The sequence below is a fragment of the Mesorhizobium sp. M8A.F.Ca.ET.161.01.1.1 genome (assembly GCF_004792105.1).
Taxonomy (GTDB): domain Bacteria; phylum Pseudomonadota; class Alphaproteobacteria; order Rhizobiales; family Rhizobiaceae; genus Mesorhizobium.
This window is the reverse complement of record NZ_SRTD01000014.1, coordinates 131,359-148,082: the sequence shown is the minus strand read 5'-3', so window position 1 is coordinate 148,082 and position 16,724 is coordinate 131,359. Positions and strand designations below refer to the sequence as shown.

Here is a 16,724-nt window from a genome sequence, read left to right as displayed (position 1 = left end):
ATGCGGCCAGGGGAGCTCGACCTCACCCGCTACACAGTTTGGCTTGAAAGCCAGACCGATTTCGCCGGCTGGCGCGACGCGGCTCGGCGGCTGGCGCTGAATGAGGTCAGACCCGAGGATATCGGCTGGCATGTCGCAGCCGGTTGCGACCGGCCGCAAAGCGATTTGCCTGACGTGCCGCAGGGCGCGCAGCTCGTTGTGCCGCGCGATTTCATCGGCCATGCCGAAACCGCCTTCTGCCATTGCGACCCCGGCCGTTTCGCCTTCCTCTACCGGCTGTTGTGGCGGCTGCGTGCGGAGCCCAAGCTGCTGGCGATCGCATCGGATCCCGATACCAGGCGGCTCGAGGCGATGGAAAAGGCGGTGCGGCGCGATAGCCACAAGATGCATGCCTTCGTCCGCTTCCGGAAGATCGGCGATGGCGAGGAGGAACGCTATGTCGCCTGGTTCGAGCCCGACCATTTCATCGTCGAGCGCAATGCGGATTTCTTCGTCCGGCGTTTTACCGGCATGCGCTGGACGATCCTGACGCCTTACGCCTCCGCCGACTGGGATGGCGAAAGGCTAGCGATCGGACCGGGCGCCGCCAAGACCGACGCGCCTGACCAGGACGACACCGAGATGTTGTGGCGGACCTATTTCGCGAACATCTTCAATCCGGCGCGGCTGAAGGTGAAGGCCATGCAGAAGGAGATGCCGAAGAAATATTGGCGGAACCTTCCCGAGGCCTCGCTCATTCCTGACTTGATCGCGGGAGCGGACAAGGCCGCCAGAGATATGATTGCGAAGATGCCGACAACGCCCGCGCCGCACCACGCCAAGGTGCAGGCAAAGCATTGGCCGAAGCCCCAGCCGGCGGAGATCTCCGAAGAAGATGACGCCAGCTCGATTTCCGAGTTGCGCGAAGCGGCGAAGGGCTGCCGCCGCTGCCCGCTTTGGCGCGATGCGACGCAGACTGTATTCGGCGAGGGACCCGACAATGCCAAGGTGATTTTTGTCGGCGAACAGCCGGGCGACCAGGAAGACCTCGCCGGCCAGCCATTCGTCGGCCCCGCGGGCAAAGTGTTCGATGCAATCTTGGACGATGCCGGGGTCGACCGCCTGGCGGTCTATGTCACCAACGCCGTCAAGCACTTCAAATTCGAGCCGCGCGGAAAACGCCGCATCCATTCCAAGCCGAATGCCGGCGAGGTTCAAGCCTGCCGCTGGTGGATCGACCAAGAGTTTGACCTGATCAAGCCGAATCTCGCCGTGGCGCTCGGTGCGACGGCGGCGCTGTCGCTGCTTGGCAAGGCGATCCCGGTGACCAAGATGCGCGGCCAGGTGATCGAACGCGAGGATGGCTTGCGCGTCTTCATCACCATCCACCCCTCCTTCATCCTGCGCATCCGGGATCACGCCGATAAAGAAGCCGAACGCGAGCGGTTTTTGCAGGATATAAAGCAGGTGAGGAAGCTTATGTCGACTTGATCCATCAGGTCCGAGCGCTGGATAAGGATCGAGCGGTTGGCGCCGCCCCTCATTGTCCTGCCGGACATTTCTCCCCGTGTAGTGACGGGGAGAAAGGGGCTGTGCCCTGCGCTTTCGTCAATCACCATCGTTGCAAGAAAAAGCTCCAAGACGCAGTTAGCTTCCTTCTCCCCGTCACTATACGGGGAGAAGGTGCCGGCAGGCGGATGAGGGGCAGCGCTTGCGTTTGGGAGAGGGGACGCACCAGCCTTTAACGGACGAGAATTGCCCTGAGATCATTGACGTTCGTGCCGGTCGGGCCGGGCACGAAGAGATCGCCGACGGCATTGAAGGCCGTCCAGGCATTGTTGCCGGCCAGCATCGCCTTGGCATCCACACCCGCCGCCCGCATGCGCGAAACGGTCGAACCGTCGGCGAAGGCGCCGGCATTGTTTTCGGAGCCATCGATGCCGTCGGTATCCGCGGCAAGGGCATGAATACCCTCTGCGCCATTGATGCCGATGGCGAAGGAGAGCAGGAATTCCGAATTGCGGCCGCCCTTGCCCCTTATGCCGTCAATGGGGGCACGGAGCGTTACGGTCGTCTCGCCGCCCGACAGGATCAGCACCGGCTTCGAGAACGGTCGGTTGCGGGTCGCCACTTCGCGGGCGATGGCGGCGTGGACGCCGCCAACCTCGCGCGCTTCGCCCTCGATGGCATCGGAGAGTATGACGGCTTCGATGCCTTGCCGCCTCGCTTCCGCCGCCGCCGCTTCCAGTGATACGCCGGCCGAGGCGATCAGATGCACCTCGTTGCGCGCAAAGCGCTGATCGTCGGGACCTGGTGCGTCGGCCCCCGGCGACTGGATGTGCGCCATGACCGCGTCCGGCAGTTTCATGCCATAGGCGGATATCGACGCCAGCGCGTCTTCACGGCTGCCAGTGTCGGGAACGGTCGGGCCGGACGCCACCAGGGCCGGATTGTCGCCGGGGATGTCGGAGACAACCAGCGACACCACCTTGGCCGGCCATGCGGCAGCGGCCAGCCGGCCACCCTTGATGGCGGAGAGATGCTTGCGGATGGTGTTCATCGCCGCGATCGGCGCGCCGGAAGCAAGCAGCGCCTCGTTGACGGCAATTTCGTCGGCCAGCGTCAGGCCGGCGGCCGGAGACGGCAGCAGGGCCGAACCGCCGCCGGAAATCAGCGCCACGACCAGGTCGTCCGCTGTCAGCCCTTGCACTTTCTCCAGCAGCCGCCGCGAGGCCTCGAGCCCGGCGGCGTCCGGCACCGGATGCGCGGCCTCGATGATCTCGATGCGCTCGCATCTGGCGCCATAGCCGTAGCGGGTGACGACCAGCCCTTCGATCAGGCCGTCCCAGACCTTCTCGAAGGCCGCCGCCATCTGTGCCGAGCCTTTGCCGGCGCCGATGACGATGGTGCGGCCCCTGGGTCTGGCCGGCAAATGGTCGCGGATGGTGCGCTCCGGATCGGCGGCGGCGACGGCGGCATTGAAGATCGAGGTAAGAAAAACCTTGGGATCGGGCACGGTCATTCGGGGTCCGCGGACAACGCCAGCTTGCGCCTGTCTATGCCCAGGTGATCGCACAGCGCATCGACCACCACGCCATGATCCTGGCGCTCCGGCAGGCCGGACACCGCGATCACGCCGATGACACCGGCACCCTTGACCGCGACCGGGAAGCCACCGCCGGCGAGCACATAGTCCGCAATATCCAGCCCCTCGCCGATCTTGAAGGTGCGGTCGGGACGCTGCTGCTCCAGAACCAGACGGTAGGTGCTTTTGAGGTAGCGCTTGACGACATTGATCTTGCGCCGCGCCCAGTCGGGATTGGATGCATTCGACCCCGGCATGGCGGCATAGAAGAGCGGCCGGTCGAAAGTCCTGATGTCGACGATAACGGGCAGGTTCTCAGCCAGCGCGCGATCACGGATCGCCGAACCGAGCTTGAAGGCGACGGCCTCGTCGAAGGCCGTGAAGACAAGGGTCTCTTCCTGTTTCTTGATCAGAGCGATGTCGTCAGCAACGGTCATGTCGTTCCCCTGTCAACTTCGCCGCACGCTTTGACCGATGGCTGCCGCCGGGTCAAGCAGGCAACACACCGCAGCGCTAAATTGCGATGTCGCTCTTGGCCGCTCGCCCCGCGACATAGACCTCGCGCACGGCTCGATCATCGCCCAGCGTCTGCAGCAGGAACAGTTCCTGCGCCAGCGTCTCGACCGTTTCCATCCTGAGCCGCATGGCCGGCGTTGCCCTCGCATCGAGCACGACGATGTCGGCATCGGTGCCTTCCTCCAGCGTGCCGATCTTCTCGACGACAGATAGCGCCTCGGCATTGCCGCGCGTGATCTGCCAGAAGGACTGGAAAGGGTTGAGCTTCTCGCCGTTCAGGGCGATCACCTTGTAGCCCTCGTCCATGGTGCGCAGCATCGAATAGTTGGTGCCGCCACCGACATCGGTGGCGGCCGCTATGCGCAACGGCTTGTCGCGGCGGCGAAAGCGCTGGTAGTCGAACAGGCCCGAGCCGAGGAACAGGTTCGAGGTTGGACAGAACACGGCCACCGAACCGCTGTCCGCCAGCGCGTCCGCCTCGCGCTCCGACAGATGGATGCAGTGGCCGAAAAGGCTCTTTTTGCCCAGCAGCCCATAGTGCTCGTAAACGTCGGTGTAGTCGCGCGACCAGGGATAAAGCTGTTGCGTGAAGGCGATCTCGGCGTGATTTTCCGACAGATGCGTCTGCATGTGCAGGTCGGGATGTTCGCGGCACAGCGCGCCGGCCATCTCCATCTGCTCCGGCGAGGAGGTGATGGCGAAGCGCGGCGTTATGGCATAGTGCTGCCGCCCCTTGCCGTGCCACTCCTTGATCAGCGCCTTGGTGTCGTCATAGCCGGTCTGCGGCGTGTCGAGCACGCCTTCGGGCGCATTGCGGTCCATCATCACCTTGCCGGCGATGTTGAGCATGTCGCGCGCGTGCGACTCGGCGAAGAAGGCTTCCGCCGAGGCCTTGTGCACCGAACAGTAGGCGGCAACCGTCGTTGTGCCGTGGCGCACCGTTTCATCAAGAAACAGCCGCGCGATGCGGCGGCCATGCTGCGCGTTGGCGAATTTTGTTTCCTCGGGAAAGGTGTAGGTGTTCAGCCAGTCGAGCAGTTCGGCGCCATAGGAGGCGATGACCTGCATCTGCGGGAAATGCACATGCGTATCGATAAAACCCGGCAGCAGCAGATGCGGCCGATGGTCGATCTTTTTGACGCCCTCGCCGGCCTGTTTCTCGACATCGGCATAGGCGCCTGATGCAACGATCCTGCCATCGCTTATCAGCAGGCCGCCATCCTCCTCGTAGCGCCAGGCTGAGTGGTCGTCGATGGTTTGCGGCCAGCGCACGAAGGACAGGGTGCGGCCGCGCAGAAGTGTCGAGGTCATGCTTATTTCCCCGCGCCTTCGAACCAGGCGACCAGCAGCGCCCGTTCCTTGTCGGTGATCTGGCTGACATTAGCCGGCGGCATGGCGTGGCTGCGGCCGGCCTGCAGATAGATCTCGCGGGCATGGTCGGCGATGCCGGCGTCGGTGTCGAGCATCACGCCCTTGGGCGCATGATAGATGCCTTCATAGACCGGCTCGGCCGCATGGCACATCGAACAGCGGCCGAGAACGGTGTCGCGCACCGCCGGGAAATGCGCCGAGGCGATATAGACCTGCGCCGAGGCGGACACCTTCGGTTCACCGGTCAGCACCTTCGGCACGGTCGACAGCCAGATGATGATGATGAACAGGACAAGGGCGCCGAGCCACGTCCAGTGCGGGTTGCCGGCACGCTTGTGCACGGTGTTGAAATAGTGGCGGATGAGGACGCCGATGATGAACACCAGCGAGGCGATGACCCAGTTGAACTCAGTCCCGAATGCCAGCGGATAGTGGTTCGACAGCATCAGGAACAGTACCGGCAGCGTCAAATAATTGTTGTGGAGCGAGCGCTGCTTGGCGATCTTGCCGTATTTCGGATCAGGCTTGCGGCCGGCGATGAGGTCGGCGACGACGATCTTCTGGTTGGGAATGATGACCATGAAGACATTGGCCGACATGATCGTCGCGGTGATCGCGCCCAGATGCAGGAAGGCGGCGCGGCCGGTGAACAGGTGCGTCAGCCCCCAGGCGATGAAGACCAGCACGCAATAGAGCACCAGCATCAGGCCGGTGTCGCTTTTGCCAAGCGGCGAGCGGCACAGGAGATCATAGACCACCCAGCCGACGCCGATCGTGGCCATCGACAACAGAATGCCCACCGGCACCGACATCGGCAGCACATTGGGATCGATCAGGAACAGATCGGCTCCGGCGTAATAGACCACGCACAGCATGGCGAAGCCGGACAGCCAGGTGGCATAGGATTCCCATTTGAACCAGGTCAGGTGCTCGGGCATCTCGGCCGGCGCCACCAGGTATTTCTGGATGTGGTAGAAGCCGCCGCCATGCACCTGCCATTCCTCGCCGAAGGCGCCGACCGGCATGCCGGGCCGCTGGCGCAGGCCAAGATCGAGCGCGACGAAGTAGAAGGACGAGCCGATCCAGGCGATGCCGGTAACGACGTGCAGCCAGCGCACGGCGAAGCTCAGCCAGTCCCAGAAAATCGCGAAATCCATCATTGAAATCGTCCCTGCCGATCCGATGACTTTACGGTGTGGGGCGCAAACGAAAAGAGGCGAGGTGTACGATGACTTTCAAAAAAAAATGGAAAATACTAGGTTGATCACCGCAAACCGGTGAAGGGTGCCGATCCGCATGGCCTATCTCGACAACATCGCCGTCTTTGTCCGCGTCGTCGAGCTTGGCAATCTGTCGGCGGCCGGCCGCGACATGCGCATTTCGCCGGCGGTCGCCTCCAACCGCATCAAGGAACTGGAGAAGCATCTCGGCGTGCGGCTGTTCAACCGCACCACCCGGCAATTGATGCCGACCGAGCACGGCACTGTTTTCTATTCCGGCGCCAAGCAGGTGCTGGAGGCGATCACCGAGGCGGAAGCGGCCGTCTCGGCGCTGTCCGGCCAGCCGCGTGGCACCATCCGCGTCACCGCACCGCTCGGCCTCGGGCGCCGGCTGGTGGCGTCGGGCATTCCCGATTTTCACGACAAATACCCTGACGTCGAGGTGCGGCTGAGGCTCTCGGACCACAATGTCGACATCATGAAGGAAGGCATCGACGTCGCCTTCCGGTTAGGGATCATCGAGGATTCCAGCCTCAGGATGCGCGGCATCATGGAATGCGAGCGCGTGCTGGTCGCCGCACCCAAATATCTGGAAGCGCGCGGCGAGCCGACGGAGCCGCAGGAGCTGATCGGCAGGAAGCATGACTGCCTGATGCTGCGCTATTCCGGCGCGCGCGAATATGTCTGGACCTTGCAAACGCCCACCGGCCCGCAGAAATTCGAGGTGCATGGGCCCTATGACACCGATGATGGCGACGTGCTGACCGGCTGGGCGCTGTCGGGGCGCGGCATCATCAACAAACCGCGCTTCGAGGTCGAGCCGTTCATCCGCGACCAGCGGCTGAAAGTGATCCTGACCAGCACCCCGCCAACGCCGGTGCAGTTCGCCGCCGTCTATCCGCACAAGAAGCTGCAGGATCCCAAGGTGCGGCTATTGCTCGACTTCATGGCCGAGCGTTGCCAAAGGCTGATCAAGGACATTCTGGCGGGCAAGTGAGGGGCGGTCGCGTTGCTACGGGATCGGCCGAAGGCCCGCGACTTCGTCATCCACGGGCGGAGCGACGCGAAGCGGAGCGCAGACCCGAGGACCCATTCCGTGACTTTCGCCGTAAAGTGCAACGGAGCAGAATTCTGCACCGTGGCAGCGCCTTGACGCCGCGGCATGGATCCTCGGGTCTGCGCGACGCCGCTTCGCGGCTGCTCCGCCCGTGGATGACGACGCGGCGGATGTTTCAGCTAATTTTCGAGGTGTTTGAGAGCCAGCCGAAACGTGACTGCTGGCCGGCACATGGCCGGCGGTTGGCCCAGCGCCAGCGGTTGCCATTGGGGCATGCGGCGAACATAGTTCCCGCATGCCTTCCCCCAGGAACCATCCATGACCGACGGCGCCACAACGCATCTGGCCGCTTCGCTCAACATTGCCCTCGCAACCGGGCAAGCGCTCACTTTCAGCGATCTGGCCGGCTTCGCCCGGGAGGCCGAGGCGGCGGGGCTGGACATGATCATCCTCGACGACTCCGCGCCGCATGGCGCCGCGCCGAGCAGTCCGTTCGAGGCGACCACTCTCATCGCCGCGCTGGCGACCGTGACCGAAAAGATCGGTCTCGTCGCCAGCGCCTCGACGATCGCTCACCAGCCCTACAATCTCGCGCGCCGCTTTGCCTCGCTCGACATGATCAGCCATGGCCGCGCGGGCTGGAACGCGACGCTGGCGCAGACACCGCGAGAGGCCGCCAATTTCAGCCGGCCCGACGGGTTTTCAGCCGATGATTTTCGCCGCCGCTCGGAGGAATATATCGGCATCGTTCAAGGGCTCTGGCAGGGCTGGGACGCGGACGCGCTGCTGTTCGACAGGGACGGCGGCCGCTTCCATGATCCGCAAGGAATGCACCTGCTCGACCACAAGGGCGAGTTCTTCTCCGTGCGCGGGCCGCTGAATGTCGCGCGGTCGCCGCAGGACGCGCCGGTGCTGGTGCTGTCCGATCTCACCGAAGGCGACCTCGACTTTGCCGCCCGCACCGCCGATGTCGTTCTGCTGGACGAACGGGCGGCGGCAGAAGACAAGGCGTGTCATGGTGATTTGAAGCGCCGGGTTTCCGCCTGTGGGCGCGAGCCGGATGCGGTGAAGATACTGGCTGATATCTCGCTCACCGCTGACGGCGTCAGCGGGCTGGCCGACAGGCTGGAAGAAAAATCCTTCTCTAAGAGCTGCGACGGCTTCAACATCCGCTTGCCGGCGCAGCTTTCGGTGTTCGACGATTTGATCGATCGTGTTCTTCCGGAGTTGCGGCGGTGCGGGCTGCTTCGAGAAAACCATCCCGGCACCACCTTGCGCTCGCATCTCGGCCTTGCCGGCGGAGGTGACCAATGACCGCGCAAATGAAGCTCGGCGCCTTCCTGTGGGCGACGGGCCATCACATCGCCGCCTGGCGCCATCCGAAGGCGCATGTGAAAGCTGGCATCGACATCGATCACTACATGGCGCTGGCGCGCACGGCTGAAGCGGCGAAGTTCGACATGATCTTCTGCGAGGACGCCGCCGGCCTGCGCGAGGCCAATGTCGACATTGCCAGCCAGACGTCGCGCTCGATCGGCTTCGAGCCGATCAGCCTGCTTTCGGCGCTGGCTGTCCAGACCAGCCGCATCGGCCTCGTTTCCACCGCGTCGACCAGCTACAACGAACCTTACGGCCTGGCGCGGACCTTCCTCTCGCTCGATCACCTGAGCGGCGGCCGGGCCGGCTGGAACCTGGTGACCTCGGCCAGTCAGATCGAAGCCGCCAATTTCGGCGCAGCCGGCCTCAAGCCTCATGCCGACCGCTATGAGCGGGCGCGCGAGTTCGCCGAGGCGGTGACAGGGTTGTGGCGCGGCAAGGCAGGCCATGACGGACAGAGTTTTTCGGTCCGCGATCCGCTCGATCTGCCGCGCTCGCCGCAAGGCGCGCCTGTCATGGTCCAGGCCGGCGCTTCCGACGTCGGCCGCGACCTCGCCGCCCGCACCGCCGACGTGGTGTTCACGGCGGCACAGACCTTCGAGGAAGCGAAGGCCTTTTACGACGACCTCAAGGGGCGCATGGCGGCGTATGGGCGTGAACCCGATGACATCAAGATCATGCCCGGTGTCGCGCCCGTGGTGGCGGAGACCGAAGCCGAGGCCCGCGAAAAATTCGAGGAATTGCAGGAATTGATCCCCGACGACGTCGGCGTGGCGCTGCTGTCCAGCTATCTCAGCATATCCGACCTCTGGCGCCATCCGCTCGACGGTCCACTGCCCGACTTGCCCGAGAGCGAGGGCATGAAAAGCCGGCAGGCCCTGGTCGTCGAGCAATCGCGCCGCGATGGCCTTTCCATTCGCCAGCTGGCGCGGCATTTCGCCGGCGCGCGCGGCCATTGGCGCATCGTGGGAACCGCGGTCCAGGTGGCGGACGAGTTGCAGGCGCGGTTCGAAGGCGGTGCCGCCGACGGCTTCAACGTCATGCCGTCTTATTTTCCCGGCGAACTCGATGCCTTTGCCACGCTGGTCGTGCCGGAACTGCAGCGGCGCGGCCTGTTCCGCAAGGCGTATGAAGGCGCCACGCTGCGCGCGCATCTGGGCCTCAGGCGACCGAGCTAGCCGGCGGTCACCCTGTCATGCGGAGCGTGATGCTCTGCGTTCGAAGCCGCATTGTGGATGACCAGCGCCGTCATGATCTCGGCGGCGGCGAGCGCGGCAATAACCGGCGGACGCTTGTCCTTGACGGCGTCGCCGCCGATCGGCGAGACGAGGCGGGCGAATTCGGTCTCCGTGCCGTCGGCCGATTTCAGGAACCAGTGCCTGAAGGTCGCTTTCTTGGTCTTCGAACCGATCATGCCGACATAGGCCGCGTCGTCGCGTTTCAGCGCTTCGGCGACGATCAGGAAATCGAGCGCGTGGTCATGCGTAAGGACGGCGAAGGCGGTGCCGGCCGGGGCGTTGCGCAGCTCTGCCTCGGGCATCGGCGTCAGCCGCGTCTCGACGGTTTCCGGCATGCCTTCCAATGCCTCGGCGCGTGTCTCGATGACGACGCCATGCACGGGAAGAAGCGCAATGGTCGACGCGAGCGCTTGGCCGACATGGCCGCCGCCGAAGATATAGACATGCGGCAGATGCGCCTCCTCCGATTCAGCGTGCGCCATCAGCTTTTCCTCGATTGTGCCGTCGACCAAGCGGATCAACACCTTGACCCGACCCCCGCAGCACTGGCCGATTTCCGGCCCGAGCGGAACGTCGAGCGTGACGCCAGCTTCGTCAGCGTCGCGCTGCCCCTCACCCTTACCCTCTCCCCGTAAGGACGGGGAGAGGGGGTCGCCGGCGTTACGGCCGCTTCCCTTCTCCCCGTCACTATACGGGGAGAAGGTGCCGGCAGGCGGATGAGGGGCGGCGCCGACATCGGCAAACTCGCTGAAAGATGCGGAGCGCAAAGAGCCCAGCATCTGCCGCGCCTTATCGATCGCCATATATTCGAGCTGACCGCCGCCAATGGTGCCGAAAATCGCCGATGGCGAGACAAGCATGAACGCACCGGCCTCGCGCGGCGTCGAACCCTTTGCCGCCGCAACTTCGACAAGCGCGACCCGACCGGCATGGTCGAGAAACACTTTCAGCTCTTGAACCTTCGAGTTCATCGCCTGCACTTCCATCCAGGAAATATAGTATTTTTCGGCGCGATTTGCACGTTTTGGCCTCAGGAAGGCTCTGAAGCCTCCCGCTTCAGCCGCTCGATCGCCATCAGCACGCGTTCGGGTGTCGCCGGCGCGTCGAGACGCGGGCAGATCTTGTGGTCGGCGACGCTGGCCACTGCGTCCGACAGCGCGTGCAGCACCGCCATGCCATGCGGCAGCGGCGGTTCGCCGACCGCCTTGGAGCGATGGATGGTCGGCTCATAGGCCTGCGACCAGTCGGTCAGCGCCACGTTGAAGATCTTCGGTCGGTCCGACGCCAGCGGAATCTTGTAGGTCGACGGCGCGTGCGTGCGCAGCCGGCCCTTGTCGTCCCACCACAGTTCCTCCGTCGTCAGCCAGCCCATGCCCTGGATGAAGCCGCCCTCGACCTGGCCGAGGTCGATGGCCCGGTTCAGCGAACGGCCGCAGTCGTGCAGGATATCGGCGCGCTCGACGACATATTCGCCGGTCAGCGTGTCGACCGACACTTCGGCGCAGGCCGCGCCATAGGCGTAGTAATAGAAGGCGTGGCCCTGGCCCTTGCTGCGATCCCAGTGGATCTTCGGCGTCTTGTAGAAGCCGGCGGCCGAGAGCTGCACACGTGCGATATAGGCCTGCTTGACCAGATCGTTGAAGCTGACCTCCTGGTTGCCGACGCGCACCCGGTTTGGCAGGAACAACACCTGGTCGACAGGGATCTGATATTTCTCGGCGGCGAAGTCGGTCAGCCGGCGGCGGATCTGGCGCGCCGCGTTCTGCGCCGCCATGCCATTGAGGTCGGCGCCCGAGGACGCAGCCGTCGGCGCGGTGTTGGGCACCTTGGCGGTGGTGGTGGCGGTGATCTTCACGCGATCGAGGTCGATCTGGAACTCCTCCGCAACGACTTGCGCCACCTTGAGATGCAGGCCCTGCCCCATTTCGGTGCCGCCATGGTTCATGTGCACCGAACCATCGGCATAGACATGCACCAGCGCGCCGGCCTGGTTGGCCTCGGTCTTGGTGAAGGAGATGCCGAACTTGACCGGCGTCAGCGCCAGGCCGCGCTTGACGAAGCGGCTGTTGGCGTTGAATGCGGAAATCTCGCGACGGCGGCGCGCATAGTTGGCGCTGTCTTCCAGTTCCGCCACGATGCGCTGGATGATGCAGTCCTCGACCTTCTGGTGATAAGGGGTGACGTTGCGGCCGCCGATCGCTTCCATCGGATCGTAGAAATTCAGCTTGCGGATTTCGAGCGAATCCTTGCCGACCGCGAAGGCGACCTCGTCGATGACACGCTCGGCGCCGACCATGCCTTGCGGGCCGCCGAAGCCGCGGAACGCGGTGTTGGAGACGGTGTTGGTGTAGAGCGGCGCGGACTTGGCCAGCACCGCGGGATAGAAATAGGCGTTGTCGCAGTGGAACAGCGCACGGTCGCCGACCGGGCCGGACAGGTCGGCGGAGAAGCCGCAGCGCAAGGCGTAAGTGAAATCGACGCCGAGAATATTGCCGTCGTCGTCGAAGCCGACCTCGTAGTCGATGGCGAAATCGTGCCGCTTGCCGGTGGCGGTCATGTCCTCGTCGCGGTCGAGCCGGATCTTGACCGCCCGCTTCAGCCTCTTGGCGGCGATCGCGGCGATCGCGGCGCACTGGTTGGCCTGCGTTTCCTTGCCGCCGAAGCCGCCGCCCATGCGGCGCACTTCCACCGTCACCGCGTTACTCGGCACGCCAAGCGTGTGGGCGACCAGATGCTGCGTCTCGCTCGGCCCCTGGGTCGAACAATAGACGGTGACCTCGTCGTCCTCGCCGGGGATGGCGAGAGACACCTGGCCTTCGAGGTAGAAATGGTCCTGGCCGCCGAGCCACATCCGGTTCTTGATGCGGCGGGGCGCTGCCTTGATTGCCGCAGCCGCATCGCCGCGCCGCAAGATCAGCGGCGTGGTCACCTGCTTGTCCTTCGCCGGATCAAGGTCCCAGATGTCGATCACGGCGGGAAGCTCGTCATATTCGATCCTGGCCAGGCGCGCGGCGCGCCGGGCTGCCTCGCGCGTCTCGGCAATCACCGCGAAGATCGGCTGGCCGAAGAACTGCACCTTGCCTTCCGCCAGAACCGGATCGTCATGCATGTTGCTGGGCGAGACATCGTTCTCACCCGGCACGTCGGCATAAGTCAGCACGTCGACGACACCAGGGGCCGCGCGCACCGCCGAGAGGTCGACGCTTTTCAGAACGCCATGCGCCACCTTGGACAGGCCAAGGCCGGCATGCAGGGTGCCGGCCGGCTCCGGCATGTCGTCGATATAGACGGCGCCGCCGCTGACATGCTTGTGGGCGGAATCATGCCGCTGGTCGGTAGCGACGCCGCCGACGATCTTCTCGGCCTTGAGGTTTGATGATGCGTGCTTGTTCATCAGGCCGCCTCGTTGCGTGATACCTGGAACGGCGCCTTGGTGCCGGTGGTTTCCACGTAGAAGCGCAACAAAAGGTTCTTCGCTGCCAGCGCTCGATATTCGGCGGTCGCGCGCATATCGGTGAGCGGCGTGAAGTCCTTGACGTATTCGGCCATCGCGGCCTCCACCGTGGCTTCGTTCCAGGCCTTGCCTATCAGCGCCTTCTCAACAGCCGACGCCCGTTTCGGCGTTGCCGCCATGCCGCCATAAGCGATGCGGATATCGGCCACCGTGCCGTCCTTGGCCAGGGCCAGACAGAAGGCACCCAGGGTCGCGGTGATGTCCTCGTCGCGGCGCTTGGTGACCTTGTAGACGGCGAATTTCACGTCCTTTGCCGGCACGGGCACGTGCACGGCCTCGACGAACTCGCCCGGCTGGCGGTCCTGCTTGCCATAGGCAATGAAGAAGTCCTGCAACGGGATCGTGCGCCGCTTCTTGCCCTTGCGCAATGTCAGCCGTGCGCCGAGCACGATCAAGGGCGGCGGCGTGTCGCCGATCGGCGAGCCGTTGGCGACATTGCCGCCGATCGTGCCCATGTTGCGGACCTGTTCGCCGCCGATGCGGTCGAACAACGGCCCCAACGCAGGGATGCGTTTCGACAGCGTCGAAAAGGCTTCGGTGTAGGTCACGCCGGCGCCAATCGATATGACGCCGTTTTCTTCCGTGACGGCGCAAAGCCCCGGCAGATTGCCGATGAAGATCGCCGGCGAGATATCGCGCATGTGCTTGGTCACCCACAGGCCAACATCGGTCGAACCGGCGACGACCGTCGCGGTGGGTTCCTTCTCGAAGACAGAAGCGAAATCGTCGGCGTCGGCCGGCACGACCAGCCGCGTCCTGCCGGAGCCAATCTCGATCCTGGCGCCATCGCGCAACGACTGCAGCCGTGTCGTGATGTCCCGGCGCTCCGCCGCCAGCGGGTCCTTCGCCGCCTTGCCATAGCTCGATATGGCGTGCGCGGCGCGCATGATCGCTTCGTAGCCGGTGCAGCGGCAGAGATTGCCTTGCAAGGCTTTTTCGATGGCCGCGTCCGACGGGTCCGGCGACTTCATCCACAGGCCGTAGAGCGACATGACGAAACCCGGCGTGCAGAAGCCGCATTGCGAGCCATGGAAATCGACCATCGCCTGCTGCACAGGATGCAACCGGCCTGACACACCGCGCAGATGCTCGACCGTCACGACATGGGTGCCATCGAGCGAGCCGAGGAAGCGGATGCAGGCGTTGACGGTTTCATAAACCAGCCCCGTGGCCGAAAGCCTGCCGATGAGCACGGTGCAGGCGCCGCAATCGCCTTCGGCGCAGCCTTCCTTGGTGCCGCGCAGCGAGCGGTCGAGCCGCAACCAGTCGAGCAGGGTCGCGTCGGGCGCCACGGATGACAGCGCGACATCCCTGCCATTCAGAATGAAGCGGATTTCGTTGCGGATATTGACCTTGGCCATGCCTCAGCTCCCCCTGTAGGTGGAATAGCCGTAGGGCGAGATCAGCAATGGTACATGATAGTGCACCGCCTCCGCCATGCCGAAGCGGATCGGTACGCTGTCGAGGAAGGCAGGTGCGGGCAGCTTCGTGCCCTGGCCGCGCAGATAGTCGCCAGCCGCGAACACCAGTTCGTATTCGCCGATGCGGAAGTCGGCGCCTGCCAGCAGCGGCGCGTCGCAGCGGCCGTCTGCATTGGTGACGACCGTCTTCAGAAGCGTGCGAGCGGCACCGTCGAGACGGTAGAGCGCGATCGACAATCCCGCCGCCGGCCTGCCGGTCGCGGTATCGAGGACATGGGTCGTCAGACGCCCGCCATCGGCTTTCGACGTTTCTGCCATTGGCCGCCTCCCATTTCCAGTACGAACAAATTGGCCGGTATAATCGAGCACTGCTGATGAATTGTGCGCCAATTAAAGGCGATGCATAAGTCCCGGTCGAGCGGAGTGCGACAAAAACACTTTCAAAAATTTTGAGGGGAATGCGAGAAGCACCCTTTCGATATTCTGATCATACTTCCGGTGATGCCGGGCGCGGAGGGACGATGCGTTACACCAGGGACATGCGTGGCTACGGGGCCAATCCGCCGGATCCGAAATGGCCTGGCGGCGCGCATGTCGCCGTGCAGTTCGTCGTCAATTACGAGGAGGGCGGCGAGAACTGCGTGCTCCACGGCGACAAGGCTTCGGAAGCCTTCCTCTCGGAAATCGTCGGCGCGGCGCCCTGGGTGGGCCAGCGCCACTGGAACATGGAATCGATCTACGAGTATGGGGCGCGAGCCGGCTTCTGGCGGCTGTTGCGCCTGTTCGGCGAGGCGCAAGTGCCTGTGACCTGCTATGGCGTCGCCACGGCGCTCGCGCGCTCCCCCGACCAGGTCACGGCGATGCAGGAAGCCGGCTGGGAAATCGCCTCGCACGGGTTGAGATGGATCGACTACCGCGACCACGATGCCGAGGACGAGCGCCGCGACCTCGAAGCGGCGATCAAGCTGCATTACGAGGTGACCGGCCAGCGCCCGACCGGCTGGTATACGGGCCGCACTTCGGTCAACACGGTGCGCCTGGTGGCGGAGGAAGGCGGCTTCGATTACGTCTCGGACACCTATGACGACGAACTGCCCTACTGGTTCGAGCATAGCGGCGGCACGCAGCTCATCATCCCCTACACGCTCGATGCCAACGACATGCGCTTCGCCACGCCGCAAGGCTTCAATTCGGGCGACCAGTTCTTTGCCTATCTCAAGGATAGTTTCGACACGCTCTATGCCGAGGGCAAGGCAGGCAGGCCGCGCATGATGAATATCGGCCTGCATTGCCGCCTTGTCGGGCGGCCGGGCCGGGTGGCGGCGCTGAAGCGCTTCGTCGATTATGTCAAATCGCATGACAAGGTCTGGCTGGCGCGGCGCATCGACATCGCCAAGCACTGGCAGGAGAACCATCCCTACAAACCGGCCGCTCTGCGCCCGTCGAAGATGGAATTCGAGACGTTCGTTCACACCTTCGGCGGCGTGTTCGAACATTCGCCCTGGATTGCCGAACGGGCCCACGAGTTGGAGCTCGGTCCGGCACACGACACGGCGGGGGGCCTGCACAATGCGTTCTGCCGCATCTTCCGCGCCGCCAGCGAAACCGAACGGCTCGGCGTGCTCAACGCCCATCCCGACCTCGCCGGCAAACTGGCCAAGGCCAGGCGGCTGACGGCGGAATCCACCCGGGAACAGGCTTCCGCCGGCCTCGACGCGCTGACCGACAAGGAACGCGAACTGTTCTCCAAGCTCAACGCCGCCTACGTCACCACCTTCGGCTTCCCCTTCATCATCGCGGTGAAAGGCAAGACAAAGGAGGAAATCCTCGCCGAATTCGAAGCCCGTATCGGCAACGGCCGCGGCGTCGAATTCGAAACCGCCTGCAAACAGGTCGAGCGCATCGCGCTGCTGCGCCTCAAGGACATGCTTCCACAATAGGTTTAA

Annotated in this window: 13 protein-coding genes; 5 read left to right on the top strand and 8 right to left on the bottom strand. The window is 64.2% G+C overall.

Annotated features, from left to right (window positions below):
• Positions 1-1,470 carry a UdgX family uracil-DNA binding protein gene (locus EN804_RS27125; protein WP_135882805.1) on the top strand — a complete coding sequence of 490 codons (1,470 nt, stop codon included), beginning with the start codon at positions 1-3 and terminating at the stop codon, positions 1,468-1,470.
• 250 nt (positions 1,471-1,720) lie between these two features.
• Here EN804_RS27125 and EN804_RS27120 read toward each other — a convergent pair whose 3' ends face one another.
• From EN804_RS27120 to EN804_RS27105, 4 genes are all read right to left on the bottom strand, one after another.
• Complete coding sequence (locus EN804_RS27120) at positions 1,721-3,001, bottom strand: glycerate kinase (protein ID WP_135921754.1); 1,281 nt, start codon at positions 2,999-3,001, stop codon at positions 1,721-1,723.
• The gene (locus tag EN804_RS27115) at positions 2,998-3,501 is read right to left on the bottom strand and encodes a heme-degrading domain-containing protein (RefSeq protein ID WP_135882803.1); all 504 of its coding nucleotides are present in this window, start codon (positions 3,499-3,501) and stop codon (positions 2,998-3,000) included. The genes EN804_RS27120 and EN804_RS27115 overlap by 4 nt, the downstream gene beginning before the upstream one ends.
• A 76-nt stretch (positions 3,502-3,577) precedes the next feature.
• Positions 3,578-4,891, bottom strand: a complete 1,314-nt coding sequence (gene guaD, locus EN804_RS27110) for a guanine deaminase (RefSeq protein WP_135917005.1) — start codon at positions 4,889-4,891, stop codon at positions 3,578-3,580.
• Positions 4,892-4,893: 2 nt separating this feature from the next.
• The gene (locus EN804_RS27105; RefSeq protein WP_127279466.1) at positions 4,894-6,111 is read right to left on the bottom strand and encodes a urate hydroxylase PuuD; all 1,218 of its coding nucleotides are present in this window, start codon (positions 6,109-6,111) and stop codon (positions 4,894-4,896) included.
• Between the two features lie 136 nt (positions 6,112-6,247).
• Between EN804_RS27105 and EN804_RS27100 the strand changes: the two genes are divergently transcribed.
• From EN804_RS27100 to EN804_RS27090, 3 genes are all read left to right on the top strand, one after another.
• Complete coding sequence (locus tag EN804_RS27100) at positions 6,248-7,168, top strand: LysR family transcriptional regulator (protein WP_127872927.1); 921 nt, start codon at positions 6,248-6,250, stop codon at positions 7,166-7,168.
• 378 nt (positions 7,169-7,546) lie between these two features.
• On the top strand, positions 7,547-8,542 hold the full coding sequence (locus EN804_RS27095) for an LLM class flavin-dependent oxidoreductase (protein WP_127279468.1): 996 nt from the start codon (positions 7,547-7,549) through the stop codon (positions 8,540-8,542).
• Positions 8,539-9,783: an LLM class flavin-dependent oxidoreductase gene (locus tag EN804_RS27090; protein ID WP_127872926.1), complete on the top strand. Its 1,245-nt coding sequence runs from the start codon at positions 8,539-8,541 to the stop codon at positions 9,781-9,783. The genes EN804_RS27095 and EN804_RS27090 overlap by 4 nt, the downstream gene beginning before the upstream one ends.
• On the opposite strand, the gene xdhC is transcribed toward EN804_RS27090, so the two are convergent.
• From xdhC to uraH, 4 genes are read right to left on the bottom strand one after another with little or no spacing between them, the layout of a single operon-like run.
• Positions 9,780-10,814 (bottom strand): xanthine dehydrogenase accessory protein XdhC, encoded by a 1,035-nt coding sequence (gene xdhC, locus EN804_RS27085; protein ID WP_127872925.1) that lies wholly within the window; start codon positions 10,812-10,814, stop codon positions 9,780-9,782. The genes EN804_RS27090 and xdhC overlap by 4 nt on opposite strands.
• 59 nt (positions 10,815-10,873) lie before the next feature.
• A complete protein-coding gene (gene xdhB, locus EN804_RS27080) occupies positions 10,874-13,237 on the bottom strand; it encodes a xanthine dehydrogenase molybdopterin binding subunit (protein ID WP_135921753.1) in 2,364 nt (787 codons plus the stop codon).
• On the bottom strand, positions 13,237-14,718 hold the full coding sequence (xdhA, locus tag EN804_RS27075; protein WP_135921752.1) for a xanthine dehydrogenase small subunit: 1,482 nt from the start codon (positions 14,716-14,718) through the stop codon (positions 13,237-13,239). Before xdhA ends, xdhB begins: the two co-directional genes overlap by 1 nt.
• Before the next feature lie 3 nt (positions 14,719-14,721).
• The gene (uraH, locus tag EN804_RS27070) at positions 14,722-15,096 is read right to left on the bottom strand and encodes a hydroxyisourate hydrolase (RefSeq protein WP_135921751.1); all 375 of its coding nucleotides are present in this window, start codon (positions 15,094-15,096) and stop codon (positions 14,722-14,724) included.
• A gap of 203 nt (positions 15,097-15,299) precedes the next feature.
• Between uraH and puuE the strand changes: the two genes are divergently transcribed.
• Positions 15,300-16,718, top strand: a complete 1,419-nt coding sequence (gene puuE / locus EN804_RS27065) for an allantoinase PuuE (protein ID WP_135921750.1) — start codon at positions 15,300-15,302, stop codon at positions 16,716-16,718.
• Positions 16,719-16,724 lie beyond the last annotated feature (6 nt).